The organism is Parafrankia sp. EUN1f (assembly GCF_000177675.1).
Lineage (GTDB): Bacteria > Actinomycetota > Actinomycetes > Frankiales > Frankiaceae > Parafrankia.
The window spans coordinates 22,026-38,509 of the sequence record NZ_ADGX01000002.1 but is presented as its reverse complement, the minus strand read 5'-3'; the positions used below and the strand labels follow the sequence as shown (position 1 = coordinate 38,509).

At 71.2% G+C, this 16,484-nt stretch carries 13 protein-coding genes; 12 read left to right on the top strand and 1 reads right to left on the bottom strand.

Going from position 1 to position 16,484, the window contains the following annotated elements; all coding sequences use genetic code 11:
• Positions 1 to 94: 94 nt before the first annotated feature.
• From FREUN1FDRAFT_RS00745 to FREUN1FDRAFT_RS00705, 10 genes are all read left to right on the top strand, one after another.
• Entirely contained in the window at positions 95 to 1,432 is a 1,338-nt protein-coding gene (locus FREUN1FDRAFT_RS00745; protein WP_006537994.1) for an ABC transporter substrate-binding protein, read from the top strand.
• A gap of 29 nt (positions 1,433 to 1,461) precedes the next feature.
• The gene (locus FREUN1FDRAFT_RS43310; RefSeq protein WP_157474178.1) at positions 1,462 to 1,629 is read left to right on the top strand and encodes a hypothetical protein; all 168 of its coding nucleotides are present in this window, start codon (positions 1,462 to 1,464) and stop codon (positions 1,627 to 1,629) included.
• Positions 1,626 to 2,675 carry an aminoglycoside phosphotransferase family protein gene (locus FREUN1FDRAFT_RS00740; protein ID WP_006537993.1) on the top strand — a complete coding sequence of 350 codons (1,050 nt, stop codon included), beginning with the start codon at positions 1,626 to 1,628 and terminating at the stop codon, positions 2,673 to 2,675. Before FREUN1FDRAFT_RS43310 ends, FREUN1FDRAFT_RS00740 begins: the two co-directional genes overlap by 4 nt.
• Positions 2,676 to 2,763: 88 nt before the next feature.
• On the top strand, positions 2,764 to 3,870 hold the full coding sequence (locus tag FREUN1FDRAFT_RS00735) for an ABC transporter substrate-binding protein (protein WP_006537992.1): 1,107 nt from the start codon (positions 2,764 to 2,766) through the stop codon (positions 3,868 to 3,870).
• Between the two features lie 253 nt (positions 3,871 to 4,123).
• Positions 4,124 to 5,752 carry a class I adenylate-forming enzyme family protein gene (locus tag FREUN1FDRAFT_RS00730; protein WP_006537991.1) on the top strand — a complete coding sequence of 543 codons (1,629 nt, stop codon included), beginning with the start codon at positions 4,124 to 4,126 and terminating at the stop codon, positions 5,750 to 5,752.
• 130 nt (positions 5,753 to 5,882) lie between these two features.
• Positions 5,883 to 6,443, top strand: coding sequence for a Zn-ribbon domain-containing OB-fold protein (locus FREUN1FDRAFT_RS00725; protein ID WP_006537990.1), 561 nt, complete (start codon positions 5,883 to 5,885; stop codon positions 6,441 to 6,443).
• 63 nt (positions 6,444 to 6,506) lie between these two features.
• Positions 6,507 to 7,787 (top strand): amidohydrolase family protein, encoded by a 1,281-nt coding sequence (locus FREUN1FDRAFT_RS00720; protein WP_006537989.1) that lies wholly within the window; start codon positions 6,507 to 6,509, stop codon positions 7,785 to 7,787.
• Positions 7,788 to 7,870: 83 nt separating this feature from the next.
• On the top strand, positions 7,871 to 10,375 hold the full coding sequence (locus tag FREUN1FDRAFT_RS00715; RefSeq protein ID WP_035948443.1) for a CoA transferase: 2,505 nt from the start codon (positions 7,871 to 7,873) through the stop codon (positions 10,373 to 10,375).
• Positions 10,376 to 10,423: 48 nt separating this feature from the next.
• Positions 10,424 to 11,065 carry a hypothetical protein gene (locus FREUN1FDRAFT_RS00710; protein WP_006537987.1) on the top strand — a complete coding sequence of 214 codons (642 nt, stop codon included), beginning with the start codon at positions 10,424 to 10,426 and terminating at the stop codon, positions 11,063 to 11,065.
• 43 nt (positions 11,066 to 11,108) lie between these two features.
• Positions 11,109 to 12,272: a thiolase family protein gene (locus tag FREUN1FDRAFT_RS00705; protein ID WP_006537986.1), complete on the top strand. Its 1,164-nt coding sequence runs from the start codon at positions 11,109 to 11,111 to the stop codon at positions 12,270 to 12,272.
• A gap of 67 nt (positions 12,273 to 12,339) precedes the next feature.
• On the opposite strand, the gene FREUN1FDRAFT_RS00700 is transcribed toward FREUN1FDRAFT_RS00705, so the two are convergent.
• Positions 12,340 to 14,499, bottom strand: a complete 2,160-nt coding sequence (locus FREUN1FDRAFT_RS00700) for an acyl-CoA dehydrogenase (RefSeq protein WP_006537985.1) — start codon at positions 14,497 to 14,499, stop codon at positions 12,340 to 12,342.
• A gap of 204 nt (positions 14,500 to 14,703) precedes the next feature.
• On the opposite strand from FREUN1FDRAFT_RS00700, the gene FREUN1FDRAFT_RS00695 reads away from it, so the two are divergent.
• Positions 14,704 to 15,330 carry a TetR/AcrR family transcriptional regulator gene (locus tag FREUN1FDRAFT_RS00695; RefSeq protein WP_006537984.1) on the top strand — a complete coding sequence of 209 codons (627 nt, stop codon included), beginning with the start codon at positions 14,704 to 14,706 and terminating at the stop codon, positions 15,328 to 15,330.
• 293 nt (positions 15,331 to 15,623) lie between these two features.
• The gene (locus FREUN1FDRAFT_RS00685) at positions 15,624 to 16,415 is read left to right on the top strand and encodes a CoA transferase (RefSeq protein ID WP_006537983.1); all 792 of its coding nucleotides are present in this window, start codon (positions 15,624 to 15,626) and stop codon (positions 16,413 to 16,415) included.
• The last annotated feature ends 69 nt before the right edge of the window (positions 16,416 to 16,484 follow it).

Here is a 16,484-nt window from a genome sequence, read left to right as displayed (position 1 = left end):
CTCCCGTAGCTCTCCGGCCCTGTGTCCCTTTCCGCGCCTCGGCAGGGGCACCTGACACCCGGCTTCCCGCACCTGCACACCCACGGAGGAACCGATGAGACGATCCAAGGCCGGACTGGTCACTGCCAGTGTTCTCTTACTCTGCATCGCCGCGTGTGGCAGCGGAGACGACTCCACTGCCCCAACGGCGATCGATCAGAAGATGTTCGACCCGGGACCGGCCACCGGCTGGGACAACACAGGCATTTCCGTGGACCCGGCCAGCCTGAAATGCGCCGACCCGGGCGGCCCGCAGGCCCGCGGCGTGACCGACACCGAGATCCGGGTCGGTGGCCTGTTGAGCATGACCAGCCCCGCCGGGGTGGCGCTCGCGGCTGCCGAGGCCGGGGCGAAGGTCCGGTTCGACCGGGCCAACGCCGATGGCGGCGTGAACGGCCGAAAGATCAACTATGTGGGCACCCTCGACGACGGCAGCGACCCGGCCCGCAACGTCTCCCAGGCCAAGGCACTCGTCAACGAGGATGTCTTCGCGGCCGTTCCGACGATGGTCCGTTCGCCCAACTATCGGGACACCTTCTGTGACGAGGGCGTGCCGTACTTCGGCTGGGGCACCCAGGAGGCGTACTGCGACACCGCGATCGGCTTCGGTATCACCGGCTGCCTCGTTCCCAGCTCGGGGCACAGCACCAGCTCGGCGTGGGGCATGGTCGGGCGGTCGATTCTCGGTGACAAGGCCACCGGGGCCAGCGTCGCGGCCGTCGGGACCGACCAGGACAACGCACGTCTCGGTCTCGCGAGCATCACCAAGTCCTTCAAGCAGTCCGGGATGGAGATCGTCTACGACAAGAGCCCGGTTCCGGCGGCCGGGCTGGCCGACGCCACCCCGATCATCGGCGACGTCATGAGCGCCGACGGTGGCGCGCCGCCCGACCTGGTCGTGCTGACCACGGACTTCGGGCCGACCGCGAAAATCGCCGAGGCACTCGCCGCCGCCGGCTACCAGGGCGCGGTCCTGAGCGCCGTCGGCTACGACCCCCGGCTCGAGGGGTACGCAGGACTCCAGGGCACGTACACGCTGCTCCAGTGGTCACCGACACAGGCCGACTCGCCCGCGGTGGAGCAGCTCAAGGCCGACTTCGCCAAGTACGCCCCGGACCAGGCGATAGGGCTGGTCGCGATGGCCGGTTACTGGTCTGCCGACTTCTTCCTCGACGCGGCGGCCAAGACCGGCAAGGACCTCACCGTCGACAACCTGTTGAACACCATCAACGGTGGTGACTACACCTTCCACCGGGACGGCGCGCTCGCCGAGACGCAGTGGCCGCTCAACCACACCATCTCGGCGCCGTGTGCCAGCACCGTCAAACTGCAGGACAAGAAATACGTCGAGGCCCTGAAGCTGTCCTGCGGCGCCCCGCTGCCCAGCAGCTGACCCCCGACCGAGCCGGCGCCCGCCACCTGGTGCTGCTACCGGCCGTCCGTGACGGCGGTGACGACCTGCTCCTGCGTCTCATGACGGACATCGCTCCGCGGCTGCGCACAGCACCCGCGGAGCAGCCGTCCACCACCAGCCCACCGAGGCCGGACGGCGGCGACAGCGGCGACAGCGATGAGAGAGGCTACGTATGACCGTTCCCGTTCCTGGCACGCTCGACGAGATGCTTTCGCCGGACTGGCTGACCGGCGCACTCGGCGCCCGGTTCCCCGGCATCACGGTCACCGCGGTCAGGCCAGGACCCGTGATCAGCCGGATCGCCACCAACGCCCGGTTCCGAATCGAGTGCGCGGATGGTGTCCCGGCAGGGCTTTCCCCCAATCTTTGTGGCAAGGGCTACTTCACCGAGGCGGGCCACGCGTTCCGGCACGCGGGGATTCCGGAGGCCTCCTTCTACCGGGACGTCGCGGCCAGATCCGGCGTCCGCACGCTGCGCAGCGTCTACGCCGACGTCGACCCGCAGGAACAGCAGGGTGTCGTCATCACCGAGGACGTGATCGTCGAGCACGCGCAGTTCCTCGACGCGCGCAGCGACTACACCCCCGACCAGGCCGCCGAAAGCCTCGCGCAGCTCGCCACGCTGCATGCCTCGACCTGGGGCGCCGCCGACCTCGCCACCACCGGATGGCTCGCCCCGCGGCTGACCAGCTATCTCCAGCTGCGCGGGGTGGACGACATTCGGGTCAACTTCGACGGGCCGATCGGCGCCGGCGTGCCAGCGGAGGTGCGCGACGCCGAGCGGCTGGTGCACGCCTACCGTTCGCTTGCCGCGCTGACCAGGCAGGACGATGAGCCCTGGTGCGTGATCCACGGCGACGCCCATGTCGGGAACGTCTTCCTCGACGGCGCGGGCCGGCCGTCCTTCCTCGACTGGCAGCTGGTCCAGCGCGGGCCGTGGTACCTCGACGTCGGCTACCACATCGCGTCCGCGCTGACCGTTTCCGACCGCCGCCGAACCGAACGGGATCTCGTCGCGCACTACCTCGACCGGCTGCGGGCGGCGGGAGTCGAGGCACCGCCCGACAATGCCGTCTGGCAGGGGATCGGGCGCGGCATCATCCACGGCCTCTACCTGTGGGCCATCACCCTCAAGGTCGACCCGGCTGTCACCAGCCTGCTGCTGACCCGGCTGGGTACCGCGGCGGCTGACCACGACGCCCTCACCGCATTCGACCGATGACCCGCGTCAGTGCAACCACCCACCTCGCCGGACACGACCGATGAAAACCGGGAACCAGCGTCAAACCGAACAGGACGGAGTACGGACGATGACGACGTCAATCGAGGACCGCTGGCTACGCCTCGAGCCGATCAGGATCGGCTGGCTGGGCATGGAATGGCAACGTTTCAAGCGAGAAATTCAACTGGCCTTCGACGAGGGCATCGAGCGCGGCCTGCTCGACCGCCGCTACGAGTTCCTCTTCGAGGACAACGCTGGCCTGCCCCAGGGCACCGCCAAGGGCGGCATCGACGCGTTCAACCGGCTGGTGGACGCCGGCTGCCTGGCGGTGGTGGGCGCCAACTACACCGATTCGGCGATGGCGCTGGCCGAGCACGCGAACGCCCGGAAGGTCCCGCTCATCAGCATGTGCGGAACCGACGCGTTCCACGGCGAGTACTGCTTCCGGCTCGGCAACGGTGACGTCGGAGGCGACCCGGCGTTGATGGTCAACTGGCTGAAGCGCGAGGGTCACCGACGCGTGGCGGTCGTCATGCCCTGGTCGCCGATCAGCCCCGAGTACGTCCGGTTCTTCCACCAGGAGTGCCGCCGGCTCGGCATCTCGGTCGCCGCCGTCGAATCGATCACGAACAAGACCACCACCGACGAGCTCGCGGAGAAGTTCGCCCTGCTGCGCGATTCCAAGGCCGATGCGCTGGCCTGGCTCGGTTACGGCGGCCTGGTCGTGAACGGGACGGTACGCGCAGCACTGGAAAAGATCGACTGGGATCCGCCGCGGATCATGACCACCGCGTTCATGCAGTACATCTGGGGCTTCGAACAGCTTGAAGGCTGGGTCGGCATCGACCAGTGGTGCCCGGAGAACCCGCGCATGCACCGGTTCCACGAGCGGTTCGTCGCCCGCTACGGCGAGGACCCCTGGATGTGGCCGAACGCCATTCCCGGCCTCGCCTACGATATGGCTGCCACCACCGTCGAGGCCCTGCACCGTGCCACCGTCCTGACTGGCGAGGGCGTCAAGGAGGGCATCGAACGGATCCGTTTCATGCCGGCCGTCACCGGTGGCCCGAACACCCATATCGCCGGCGGCCCGTTCGACCACCAGCTGTTCAAGGGCGACTGGCTGCATTTCGGCCGGGTCCGCGACGGCAAGCTCGAGTTCGCCGGCCTCTTCGAGCCGACCGACGACTACTGACGGCTGCTGAGCACTACTGACGACATTCGGGGCGCCCGGGCATCTGGTAGATACCGGGCCGCACCGCCGATTTCATGAGAGCAGACGCCGGCCGGCCCGAGCGCAGCCGCCGGCCGGCCCGTCGGCGTCGATCGGAAGGGCAGAAATGCTTCGGTGGCCCGACCTTCACCGAGTTCCAGAATCAGTTCGCCCGAGGCTCGTCGGGCCCGGTGCGCCATTCGAACTGGCCCGCGAGGACGTTCGCGGCGTCGAGATGACGGTTTTCGCGAACCGGCCGCGCAATGTGGTGGAGGTGCTGCGGGCCGCGGGCCGCGACCACGCCGACCGGCCATACCTCATCCTGGGCGACCGCACGGTCACCCACGCCGAGGCCGCGGCGGTCGCGGAACGCGTCGCCGCCGTGTTGCACGGCCGGCACGGCGTCCGGCGCGGTGACCGGCTGGCGCTGGTCGGCGCGAACAGTGTCGAACATGCCCTGACCATCTGGGCGGTTGTCCTGCTCGGTGGGATCGTCGTCGGCCTGAACGGCTGGTGGACCGGTCCCGAGCTGCGCCACGGCCTCGTACTGACCGACCCCAGGCTGCTGGTCGGGGACGAACGCCGGCTCGAGCGGATCGCCGGGATGCCGGACGCCGGCCTGCCGGTGGTGGCTTTCGACGAGCTGGCCGCCTCGGCCGCTGTCGACGCCCCGGCCGGCGTCGTCGGATCCCGATCGTCGTCCGCCCGGGACGGGGGTGCGGACGAGAGCCTGTTCGCCGGCGACATCGGCGAGGACGAGGCGATCGCCGTTCTGTTCACCAGCGGGACCACCGGCCGCGCCAAGGGCGCGGTGATGAGTCACCGGGCGGTCGTCAACTTCGGCCTGGACGCGGGCCTGCGCGGCGCGGTCGATGTGGTCAGCGGGGCGGCGCCGCCGCCCGCCGGGGCCGCCGTCAGCGTGCTCGCGAGCCCGCTCTTCCACATCTCCGGGCTCGGCCCGCTGCTCGGCGCGGCGCCACGGTCCGGCATGACACTGGTACTCGCTCCGCCCGGCCGCTGGGATCCCGCCGCGCACCTGGAACTCACCCGCCGGTACGGCGTCACCCAGTGGACCGGCGTCCCCACCCAGTTTCTCCGCCTGCTGGAGCATCCCGACCTCGACCCCGCCACGCTGGTCACCCTGCGGGGCATCGGATGCGGCGGCGCGCCGATGCCCCCGGAGCTGCCCCGGGTCGTCGCCGAACGGCTGCCGGGCGTGCGGGTCGGCGGCGGCTACGGGATGACCGAGACCTTCGGGATGGGCACGGCGATCGGCGGTCCCCGGCTCGTCGCGCATCCCGGCGCGGTCGGGGTTCCCACGCCGACCTCGGAGCTGATGCTGCGAGACGCCGACGGCGCCGAGATCACGGCAGACGGAGCCGTGGGCGAGATCTGGCTCCGTGGCCCCAGCGTCTTCCTCGGCTACTGGAACGACGAGGGTGCCACGGCGGCGGTCCTCGACGCCGACGGCTGGTATCGCAGCGGGGACTACGGCCGGATCGTGGATGGCGTGGTGTACCTGGAGAGCCGCCTGCGCGACATGATCATCCGTGGCGGCGAGAACATCTACCCGATCGAGATCGAGAACCGGCTGATCGAGCATCCGGACATCGCCGAGGCCGCGGTGATCGGAGTTCCCCACGAAAAGCTCGGCCAGGAGGTGCTGGCCGTCCTGGTCCCGCGCGACGGGACCACCCTCGACCCGGCGGATGTGCGCGACTGGGTTGCGGCCACGCTGGCCGCCTTCAAGGTCCCCAGCCGGGTACGCGTTGTCGACGCGCTACCCCACAATGCGTCCGGCAAGGTCATCAAGCACGATCTCGAGGTCCGTTTCGCCACGGACGCCGATCTTCCACACCATTGACGAGACTATTAGTTTGTCGTCTACTGGCGGAGTCACCTATCCGCAGGATGCGCCGAGGCGCGCTTCGCCATCCGCCTGACACCGACGACCAGCGGTCCCCGCGGGTCCGCAAGGCGGGATTTCACAGCAGATGATTGGGCCTTCAGCCGGCGCCGCGGAGTCGGGCACGGCCCCGCTCCCGCGGGTGCGCCAGGTACGCACGGGGGAAGAGAAGACCGCCCCCACGCACGCTCACAGCGAGACTATTAGTCTCGCAACAGATGGGGCTCGGGAGCTTCGCGCGGCCGCCGCGGGCATACCGTTCGCCCCACGCACGCCGCTGACCGAGCCTTTCTGGGTCGGCTGCGCGCGGGGGGATCTGCTGTTCCAGCGGTGTTCGGACTGCGGACGTCCGGGCTTCCCGCCGGCGGTGGCCTGCCGAAGCTGCCTGTCGCGGGCGCTGCGCTGGGAACGCTCAGCCGGCGGCGGCACCCTCTACAGCTGGACCGTCGTGCACCGCCCGGCCAGCCCGGCGTTCCGGACCCCCTACGCTCCCGCGATCGTCACCCTGGACGAGGGCTACCAGCTGATGACCTGCCTCGTCGGTCTGGATGTCGCCGCGATCCGGGCCGACCTGCGGCTGCGGGTCGTGTTCCACGAGATCGAACCCGGGACGTCCCTCCCCTACTTCGCGCCCGCCCACGCAGCGTGAAGCCGGCGCACCGGCCCTCGGCCCGGGCCGCCACCTGCCCACAGCACACGAACAGGAGCCGTCATGCAGGTCGACGATCTGATTCTCATCAGCGTGGACGACCACATCGCCGAGCCCCCCACCATGTTCGACGCGCACGTCCCGGCGAAGTTCAGGGAACTGGCACCCCGGGTCGTCGAGGAGGACAGCGGCGCGCAGCAGTGGTATTACGGCGATCGGCGCGGTCGCAACCTCGGGCTGAACGCGGTGGCCGGCAAGCCTCCGGAGATGTTCAACATCGACGCGAGCCGCTACGACGAGATGCGTCCAGGCTGCTACGACGTGCATGAGCGGGTCCGCGACATGAACGCCGGCGGGCAGCTCGCCGGGCTGAACTTCCCGAACTGGACCGGGTTCTCCGGCCAGGTCCTCAATCAGGGCCCCGACCGCGACGTCAACCTCGTCATGATCAGGGCGTACAACGACTGGCACGTGGACGAGTGGTGCGGCGCCTACCCGGACCGGTTCATCCCGTGCGGGATACTGCCGCTGTTCGACGTCAACGAGGCGGCCAGGGAAATTCACCGGCTCGCCGCCAAGGGCTGCCACGCCGTGACCTTCTCGGAGAATCCCGAGGCGCTGTCGATGCCGAGCATCCACACCGACTACTGGCATCCGCTGTTCCGCGCCGCCAGCGACACGGGAACCGTGCTGTGCCTGCACGTCGGTTCCTCGTCCAGGGCGCCCATGTTCTCGTCCGACGCCCCGCCGAGCGTGAACATCGCAGCCTCGTCACTGATGTCGTCCTACTCGCTGCTGGAACTGGTCTGGGCGGAGTTCTGGGCGGACTTCCCGGACCTGCGTTTCTCCCTCACCGAAGGGGATGTCGGCTGGATCCCGTACTTCCTCTGGCGGTCCGAACACGTCCGCCGCCGGCATTCCGCGTGGGCCCGGCCAAGCTTCCCGGCCGGTATGGACGGCCCGATCGACATCTTCCGCAAGCACATCCTGACCTGTTTCATCAGCGACCGCGTCGGTGCCCGCCTGCTCGACTGGTTCGAGCTCGACAACCTGTGCTGGGAGTCGGACTTCCCGCACTCCGACTCGAACTGGCCCCACGCTCCGGAGGACGTGCTGGAGAACCTCGGCGGCCTGCCGGAAGACGCCGTGAACAAGATCACTCACGAGAACGCGATGCGGCACTACCAGTTCGACCCGTTCCGGCACCGGTCGCGAGAGCGCTGCACCGCCGGCGCTCTGCGCGCCGAGGCCGGCGACGTCGATGTGGTCACCCACGTCGGCCGGCTGGCCGACCAGCGTGACCGCGACGCCTGGGCGCGCCTGACCGCCCGCCCGCGGAGCTGACCGTGACGGTTTCCGACCTCGGGTGGTCGGCAGGTCGGGACGTCCCGAAGGGCGACGTTTCCGACTGGAAGGACGGAGCATCCATGGCTGGCCACCCACTCGGTGGAGTCCGCGTGCTGGAGCTGGCCACCGGCATCGCCGGGCCCTACCTCGGGAAGATGTTCGCGGACGCCGGCGCCGACGTCGTCAAGATCGAACATGGTGCCGGCGACCCGATGCGCGGCTGGTCCGCATCCGGCGCACGTGCCGACAGCGACAGCGCGTTGTTCCGGTACCTGAACACCTCGAAGCGCTCGGTCGTCGCGGATATCGCCGGCGCGCCGGTCGCGGACCTGGCGGCGAGGGCGGACGTCATCGTCATCGGCGACGGCCTGCGCTGCGCCGCCGCGGGCGAACCCACCGCAGCGCGCATCGCCGAGCTGGCCCGGAGCCTGCATGACGCCCATCCTCAGGCAGTGGTCGTCGCGATCACGCCGTTCGGGCTGACGGCGACCGGCGAGGACCAGGAGCAGCCGGTGACCGAGTTCCTGCTCCAGGCGCTGAGCGGGTCGACAGCCGGCCGTGGCTCACCGCAGGGCCCGCCGCTGGCGGCAGGCGGGCGGATCGGCGAGTGGGCGACCGGCGCCTACGCGGCAGTCGTCGCGCTCGCCGCGCTGCGCGGCGCCCGCCGTGACGGCATCGGTGATCTCGTCGACGTCTCCATGCTGGACTGCATGACCGTCATCCTCGGCGGGCTCAGCGTCGTCGGCCCCACGGTCATGGGCACACCGCCCGCCGCGGCGGGTAACCCGGCGGCATCCAGCCGGGTTCCGGAGCTGCCGTCCATCGAACCGACGCAGGACGGGCTCGTCGGCTTCTGCACGGTCACCGCGCAGCAGTTCCAGGACTTCCTGCTCCTCATCGACCGGCCCGACCTGATCGCCGACGAGGACCTGGCACGGCTTCCCAACCGCTACGCCCGCCGGGAGGAGTTCCTCGCCGCGGTGCACGCCTGGACCACCCGGCACACCACCGAGGAGATCATCGAGCTCGCCGCCGCCCTGCGCATCCCGGCGTCGCCGATCGGCTCACCGCGCACCGTCACCGGGATCGACCAGTTCACCGCGCGCGAGGTGTTCATCCCGAACCCGCGCGGGGGCTTCTTCCAGCCACGGACGCCCTATCGCTTCGGCCAGTTCCGCGGCCGCCCGCCGGCGCCCGCGCCCACCCTCGGCGAGCACACCGGAACCGTCGCCTGGCCGGCCCGCACGGCTTCCGCGGGCGCTTCCGGCCCGGCGGGTGGTACCGGCCCGGCGAGCGATGCCGGGCCAGCAGCCGATGCCGGGCCGGCGGGCGGACGGCCGCTGCCGCTGGCGGATCTGCGGGTGCTCGATCTGACGGCCTTCTGGGCAGGGCCGTCGGCGACACTGCTGCTCGGCTCCCTCGGCGCCGATGTCATCAAGGTCGAAGGAGTGTCCCGCCCGGACGGGATGCGCTTCTCCGGCGGCAAACCGCCGTCGGAGGAGAACTGGTGGGAGTGGGGCGTGATGTTCCTCGCCACCAACCCCAACAAGCGCGGCATCAGCCTCGAGCTGACCGACCCTCAGGCCCTCGACGTCGCCCGCCGACTGATCGCGGCCAGCGACGTCGTCATCGAGAACTTCTCGCCCCGCGTCCTGCCGAACCTGGGCCTGGGCTGGGACACCGTCCGCGCCGCGAACCCGGCCGCGGTGCTGACCCGGATGCCCGCCTTCGGCCTGGACGGCCCCTGGCGTGACCGGACCGGCTTCGCCCAGACGATGGAGCAGGCCAGCGGGATGGCCTGGCTGACCGGCACCGCGGACGGCCCACCACTGATCCCACGTGGCGCCTGCGACCCCATCGCCGGGCTGCACGCCGCGTTCGCGACCCTGGTCGCGCTCGCCGAGCGGGACCGGACCGGCACCGGTGCGCTCGTCGAGGCCACCATGGTCGAGGCGGTACTCAACGTGGCCGCCGAGCTCACCATCGAGTACACGGCGAACGGCGCCGAGCTCGTCCGGGACGGAAACCGCGGACCGGTCGGCGCGCCGCAGGGCGTCTACCGTTGCGCCGGACCCGACCACTGGATCGCGATCGCCGTAACCGACGACACCGCCTGGGAGCGGCTGCGCGAGCTGCTCGGACGTCCCGACCTGGCAGCCGGGAGCGACCTGGCAGCCGAGAACGACCTGGCCACCGCCGCCGGCCGGCGCCGCGCCCACGACCGGATCGACGCGGCGATCGCGGCCTGGGCCGCGCCCCGCGACCGCGATGACGCCGCGGCCGAACTCACCGCCGCCGGTGTGCCCGCCGCCCCCGTCGTTCCCGCCGCCGACCTGCGCACGAGTCCGCGGCATGTCACCCGAGGCTTCTTCGAGCCGCTGCACCACCCCGTGGTCGGCGAACACCCGATGCCCGGCGTCGCGTTCCGCCTTGCGAGCCACCCTGGGCCGCTGCTGCGCCGCGCCGCGCCGATGTTCGGACAGCATGACGAAGAGGTCTACGGCGGTCTGCTCGGACTGTCCGCGGCCGAGATCCAGGCGTTGCGGGACCGCGGGCTCATCGCTCACCGGCCGGCCGGCGTATGACAGCCTGGCGCGGCATCGATGTGCCGCCGTGGGAAGGGGAGTGCAGCAGTGGCCCGACGGGACGCGGCCGGACTGCCGCCGACCAGCTACGCGGTGCTCGGGCTGTTGGCGGTCGCGGACGTGCCGTTGTCCGCGGTCGAGCTCAAGACCCGAGCGGACTTCAGCCTGCGCTTCTTCTACTGGGCACCGGCGGTCAGCCACATCCGCAAGGAGCTGGCCCGCCTCGGCGAGCTGGCTCTCGTCACCGCCGAGGTGGTGCCGGCGCCGAGAGCCCGGCACACCGTCGTCCACGAGATCACCCCGGCGGGCCGGGCGGTGCTGCGCGGCTGGCTGGACGACCTGCCCGACGACGAGCCCGTCGTCGTCAAGGATTCCGTCCTGCTGCGTGTGTGGCTGGGTGCGGAGGGCGAGCCGGACCGGATCGTGCGACTGCTCGACCAGCACCTGGAACGGACCCGAGCCGCGATCGACGAGCTGCAGTGGGGCCGGCGGCGCGCCCGTGAGGTCCATCTGGACGGCGTGACGCGGCTGCGTCACTCCCACGCGGTCGGTGATTACGTGCTGCGCCGGATGTACGCCGAACTCGCGAACCTCACCCAGCTGCGGGACGAGATCGCCGATCGGCCGACCGAGCCACGCCCGCCGATGGCCGGCCCGCCGCCCCTGCACGACTACGACGAACCGGAATGACGACCGGCGACACCCGTCTGGAGAGGCTGGAGAGGGAAGTGAGATGAGCCGCCACCGGGAACCAGCGGTGATCGCCGGTGTGTACAACACGATCCAGGCGCGTCGGCTGCCGGAGGAGACCTCCCGCACTCTGACGCTCGATGCCGTGACCGGCGTCCTGGCTGACGCGGGGGTACCACTCGACGCGGTCGACGGTCTGTCCGCCGGCGCCGACGGGGCCGCGCTCCTGTACGACCTCGGGCTCGGGCCCTGCTGGCAGGGCAGCCAGTTCGGGATCTCGATGGTGCTGGAGGCCGCCGCGGCGATCGAGGCCGGCCAGGCCGACACCGTGCTGGTGGTCGCGGCCGAGGCGGGCATCTACACCGAGCGAGCCGCGACCGCGCCGTGGACCCGGCCGGAGAACGAGTTCGTCGTCCCGTGGGGGCTGTTCACCGCCGCCGAGTTCGCGCTCGTCGCCCGCCGCCACATGATCACCTATGGGACGACACCCGAGCAGCTCGCCACCGTCGCGGCGACGATCCGCAACAACGGGCATGCGAATCCGGCCGCCGTGTACGCCGGCCGCGGTCCGTTCACCGCCGCGGACGTGCTCGCCTCCCGGATGGTCGCCGACCCCTTCCACCTGCTCGACTGCTCGATGACGTCCGAGGGCGGCTGCGCGCTGCTGCTGACGACCGCGCGGCGGGCCGCCGACCTGCGCCACCCGCCGGTGCAGGTGCTCGGCGGCGGCGCGGATCACTTCGGGCCCAGCTACCGCTTCCCACCGGCCTGGGATCATGCCGGCCGGTCCGGCGACCTGGTGAACGGCCAGGTCGGCGGGCGTGCGTTCGAACTCGCGCTGGACGCCTCCGGGCTGTGCCGCGATGACGTCGACGTCCTGGAGCTCTACGACCCGTTCTCGTTCGAGATCATCCGCCAGCTGGAGGCGTTCGGGTTCTGCGGCCCGGGAGAGGGCGGCCCGTTCGCCGAGGACGGCCACATCGCGATCGGTGGCAGCCACCCCGTCACCACCGACGGCGGCACGCTGTCGTTCAGCCACGCCGGAGCCGCACCGCAGATGCTTCAGCGCGTCATCCGCGGCGTCGAGCAGCTGCGCGGCACCTGCGGACCGCTGCAGGTCGCCGACGCCCAGGTCGCGCTGTGCTCGGGAGGCGGCGCCGGCGCACTGTTCACCGTCGTCGCCCTTCTCGGCCGCGACGTCCACTGACCCGTCCAGGTCAGCTCAGGTCAGGGTGCACGCGGGGCCGCGGCGTGCGCCGGTCAGCGGGAACGGTTCAGATCGCCAGCGGATCGCGCGGCAGGCCGAGAATGCGTTCCGCGATCTGGTTGCGGGCGATCTCCGACGTTCCGCCCGCGATCGTCGCCGCGCGGGATACCAGCTGGCGCCATCCGACGCCGCCGAGCTCGTCGCTGAACGCGGTCTGTTCGCCGACGAGGTCGGCGGCCAGGGTCGCGGTTCGCTGCGCGTGTTCGGCGACGACCAGCTTGGTGATGTTGCCCTCCGGTCCTGGGCCGCCACCGGCGACCGCCCGCTCGGCGCGGCGCAGGTTCAGCTGGCGCAGCGCGAGGTTCTCGGCCAGGTGCGCGCCGATCCGGGACTCTGCGCCGGGCAGCCGGTGACCGTGTGCCCGGTACAGGTCGAGGTAGTCGACCGATCCCATCATGTCGACGCTGCCACCGAGGCTGACCCGCTCGTTGCCGAGAGTCGCGCGGGCAACCGTCCAGCCCGCTCCCGGCACCCCGACGACGTCGGCGTCCGGGACGAAGACATCGGTGAAGAAGACCTCGTTGAACATGCTGTCGCCGGTGCTCTGGCGCAGCGGGCGGATCTCCACCCCGGGCGCGGACATGTCGATCACCAGGGTGGTGATGCCCTGGTGCTTGCCGGCCCCGTGCTCGGTGCGCACCGTGGCCAGGCCCCAGCGGGCCAGGTGCGCGTCGGATGTCCAGACCTTCTGGCCGTTGACCACCCAGCCCCCGTCGGTCCGCACCGCCGAGGTCCGCACGGCGGCGGCGTCGGAGCCGGCAGCCGGCTCGCTGAACAGCTGGCACCAGATCTCGTCCCCGGCCAGCGCGGGCCGGACCCACCGGTCGACCTGGTCGGGGGTGCCGTGCTGGACCAGGGTGAGGATGACCCAGCCGGTGATCGACAGGTTCACCCGAGCGACGCCGGCGGCCCGGAACTCCTCCTCAATCACCAGCTGCAGGCCGGCGGGAGCCTCGATCCCCCACGGCTTCGGCCAGTGCGGCTGCACGTAGCCGGTCTCGATGAGACGCTCGCGCTGCTCGGCCGCGGGCAGTGCGGCGAGCTCCTGCGCGAGGCGGCGGACAGCCGGTCGCTCGGCCTCGACCTCGGGCGGCAGGTCGAGGGCCGTCGCGCGGGTCACACCGGCCGCGCTCAGGCGGGTGACGTCGGCCGCCGCCTCGATCGGCGAGAACAGCGCCCTGAGGACCACGGCACGCCGCTGCAGCAGGTGGGCGTCGTGCTCCCAGGTGAAGCCGATGCCGCCGTGCAGCTGGATGTTGCGCTCCGCGTTGGTGACGAAGGCCGGCACGGCCAATGTCGACGCGACCGCCGCGGCCAGCGCGAACTCGTCCTGGGACCCTGCGGCGGCCCGCGCCGCGTCCCAGGTGGCCGCGGTACCGAGCTCGGCCGCGACCAGCATGTTCGCCAGGTGGTGCTTGACCGCCTGGAAGGTGCCGATCGTGCGGCCGAACTGCTCGCGGACCTTCGCGTACTCGGTCGCGACCGTCACGCACTCGTGGGCACCGCCGACCGCCTCGGCGGCGACCAGCGTGCGGACGACCGCCTCCGCGAAGGGCCGGGCCCCGGCGAGGACGGCGTCCGCGGCGACCGGCACGTTGTCGAGGCGCACCCGGGCCGACGGACGAGAACGGTCGAGGTTCGACGCCGGCACCTCGACCACGACTCCCGGCGCGGAGGCCGGGAGCACGACCAGGTCGTTACCGACGGCAACCAGCAGGATTTCGGCCAGGGCACCGCCGAGCACGGCACCGCCATCGCCGGAAAGCACGTCGCCGTCGCGGGTCACCGCCCCGCCGAGCCCGATGGCCGCCACCGTCTCGCCACCGGCGAGGCCCGGCAGCAGCCGCGCTCGTAGATCCGGGCTGCCCTCGGCCGCGATGACCGCGGAGACCGCCATCGTCGGCAGCACAGGCCCGGGGGCGACGGCCCGGCCGAGCTCCTCGACCACCGCGACGAGCTCCGGAAATCCCGCCCCGCCGCCGCCGAACTCCTCCGGGAGGTGCAGGCCGAGCAGGCCGAGCTCGGCGAGCCCCTTCCAGAAGTCCGGCACCGCTGTGGGTGGCGCGTTCAGCAGTTCCCGGCCCGCGGCACGCGCCCCGCGGCTCTCCAGGTAGGCCCGCATTGTACGCGCGATCTCCTGGTGCTCGTCGCTGATGGCGATCGCCATGACGCCTCCCCCTTCGCCGCGCCCATAACGGTTGAGATTTCGGACGAACTTGTTCTGTAACAGGCGCAAAGTATTCGACCGCCCAGTCGGCGTCAAGATGACCCAGGACCCGCGCACAGCCACGGCCACCACCGCCGGATCGTGAACCAGGGCGGGATACCCACATGATCAACAGATCATGTGGGCCTGTGGGATGGTGGGGCGATGTCCACCCCTCCCAGGCGCCGGATCGGGCGCCCAGTGGATCCGACGATCGAGGAGAAGGTCGCCGGGGCGGCGATCCAGATCTACGCCGAGGTGGGCTGGTCAGGCTTCACCTTCGACGCGATCGCGGCGCGGGCCGGCGTCGGCAAGGCCGCGATCTACCGCCGCTGGTCCTCCAAGATGGAGATCCTCTCCAGCGCCTTCGCGGCGACGCAGCCGGACCTCGTCGAGCTGCCGGACACCGGCAGCATCCGCGGCGACCTCGTCGCCCTGGCCCGGGCCCTGCTCGACCGCCTGGACCAGCCCGCGGGGATCGCGGAGATCCGGCTCCTCCTGGACACCAAGCTCTACACGGGAGACGTCACCTTCCCGGACATCGACGCGGCCAGAGGGCGCAGCCGCGCGCTGGTCCGAGAGGGGGTGAACCGCGCGATTGCGCGGGGCGAGCTTCCGCACGGCACCCGCCCCGAAATGATCGTCGACGCGGTCCGCGGGACCATCATCCACAACTTCCTTCTCATGCCGTCGGACAAGACCGACGTCTGGCATGCCCGGCGGGGCGCCTACGCCGAGGAGGTCGTGGACCTGGTCCTGGCAGGAGTCCACGCCCGCGCCGCGATCAGCTGATCGCGGCCGAACTCCAGGCTCCCGACCATCGACTTGATCCGGACGAGTCTCGTCCGGAACTCTTGACTCGGCGCTTGCGGCCGCTCTAGCGTGCCGCCGAGTGCACATCGTCGGACTTCGCCTGGTTCGTCGAACGCTTCCGGCCGGGCATTTCCTCGGTGCACGCACTCGGGCAGGAGCCGCGCGGCTCCGCGTCGGAAAGCAGCCGCGCTCCCTGAACCGACACGGGACTCAACGCGTCTCGGTGCTCGGTGGGCCGGTTCCATTCGTCGAGAGCACGTTCGGAGAAAGCCATGATCGACAGCACGCCCGGCAGTGCGGCCGCGGATGCCGCGCCTGGTCCGCCCACATCTCGCCGTGACGGTCCGCTCGCGCGCCTGCGTGTCGTGGAGCTGGCCGGCATCGGGCCTGGTCCGCACGCCGCGATGCTGCTCGCGGATCTGGGCGCGGATGTCGTGCGCGTCCAGCGCCCCGGGGCGACCGGCATGAACGATCTGATGCTCCGCAACCGTCGCTGGGTGCTCGGGCAGATGGCCTGGGCGCATCGGGCCATGGGGGTCTGGTCGGACGAGCGGTCGTCGAACATCCTCGACGGGGCCGCGCCGTTCTATCGCACCTATGTCTGCGGGGATGGGCGCTACATCGCGGTCGGCGCGATCGAGCCGCAGTTCTACGCCCAGCTGCTCGCCGGCGTCGGGCTCACCGCCGAGGAGCTGCCGGGCCAGTATGACCGGGCCGGATGGCCTGTGGTGGGCGCTCGCCTCGCCGGGATCTTCGCCACCCGCCCGCGCGACGAGTGGGCGGCGGTGTTCGCCGGCACCGACGCCTGCGTGACGCCGGTTCTCGCGTTCGGCGAGGTGTCGACCCATCCACACATGGCCGAACGACAGACGATCGTGACGGTCGACGGCGCGGAGCAGGCCGCCCCCGCGCCGCGCTTCACCCGCACCCCGACCGCCGCACCCATCGGCCCGCGGCCCACGGGCACGCCGGTCGAGGACGTCCTGGCCGGCTGGCGGCAACAGACGGCGGCGCCGGAGCCGGCGGCAATCGGACTCGACCAGCGAACCCCACGGACACCATGAGCCACATAGACGCCCTGCCGTCCGACGGCACGCCGACGCTCCTCACCCGCGCGGCGATCACCGAGACGG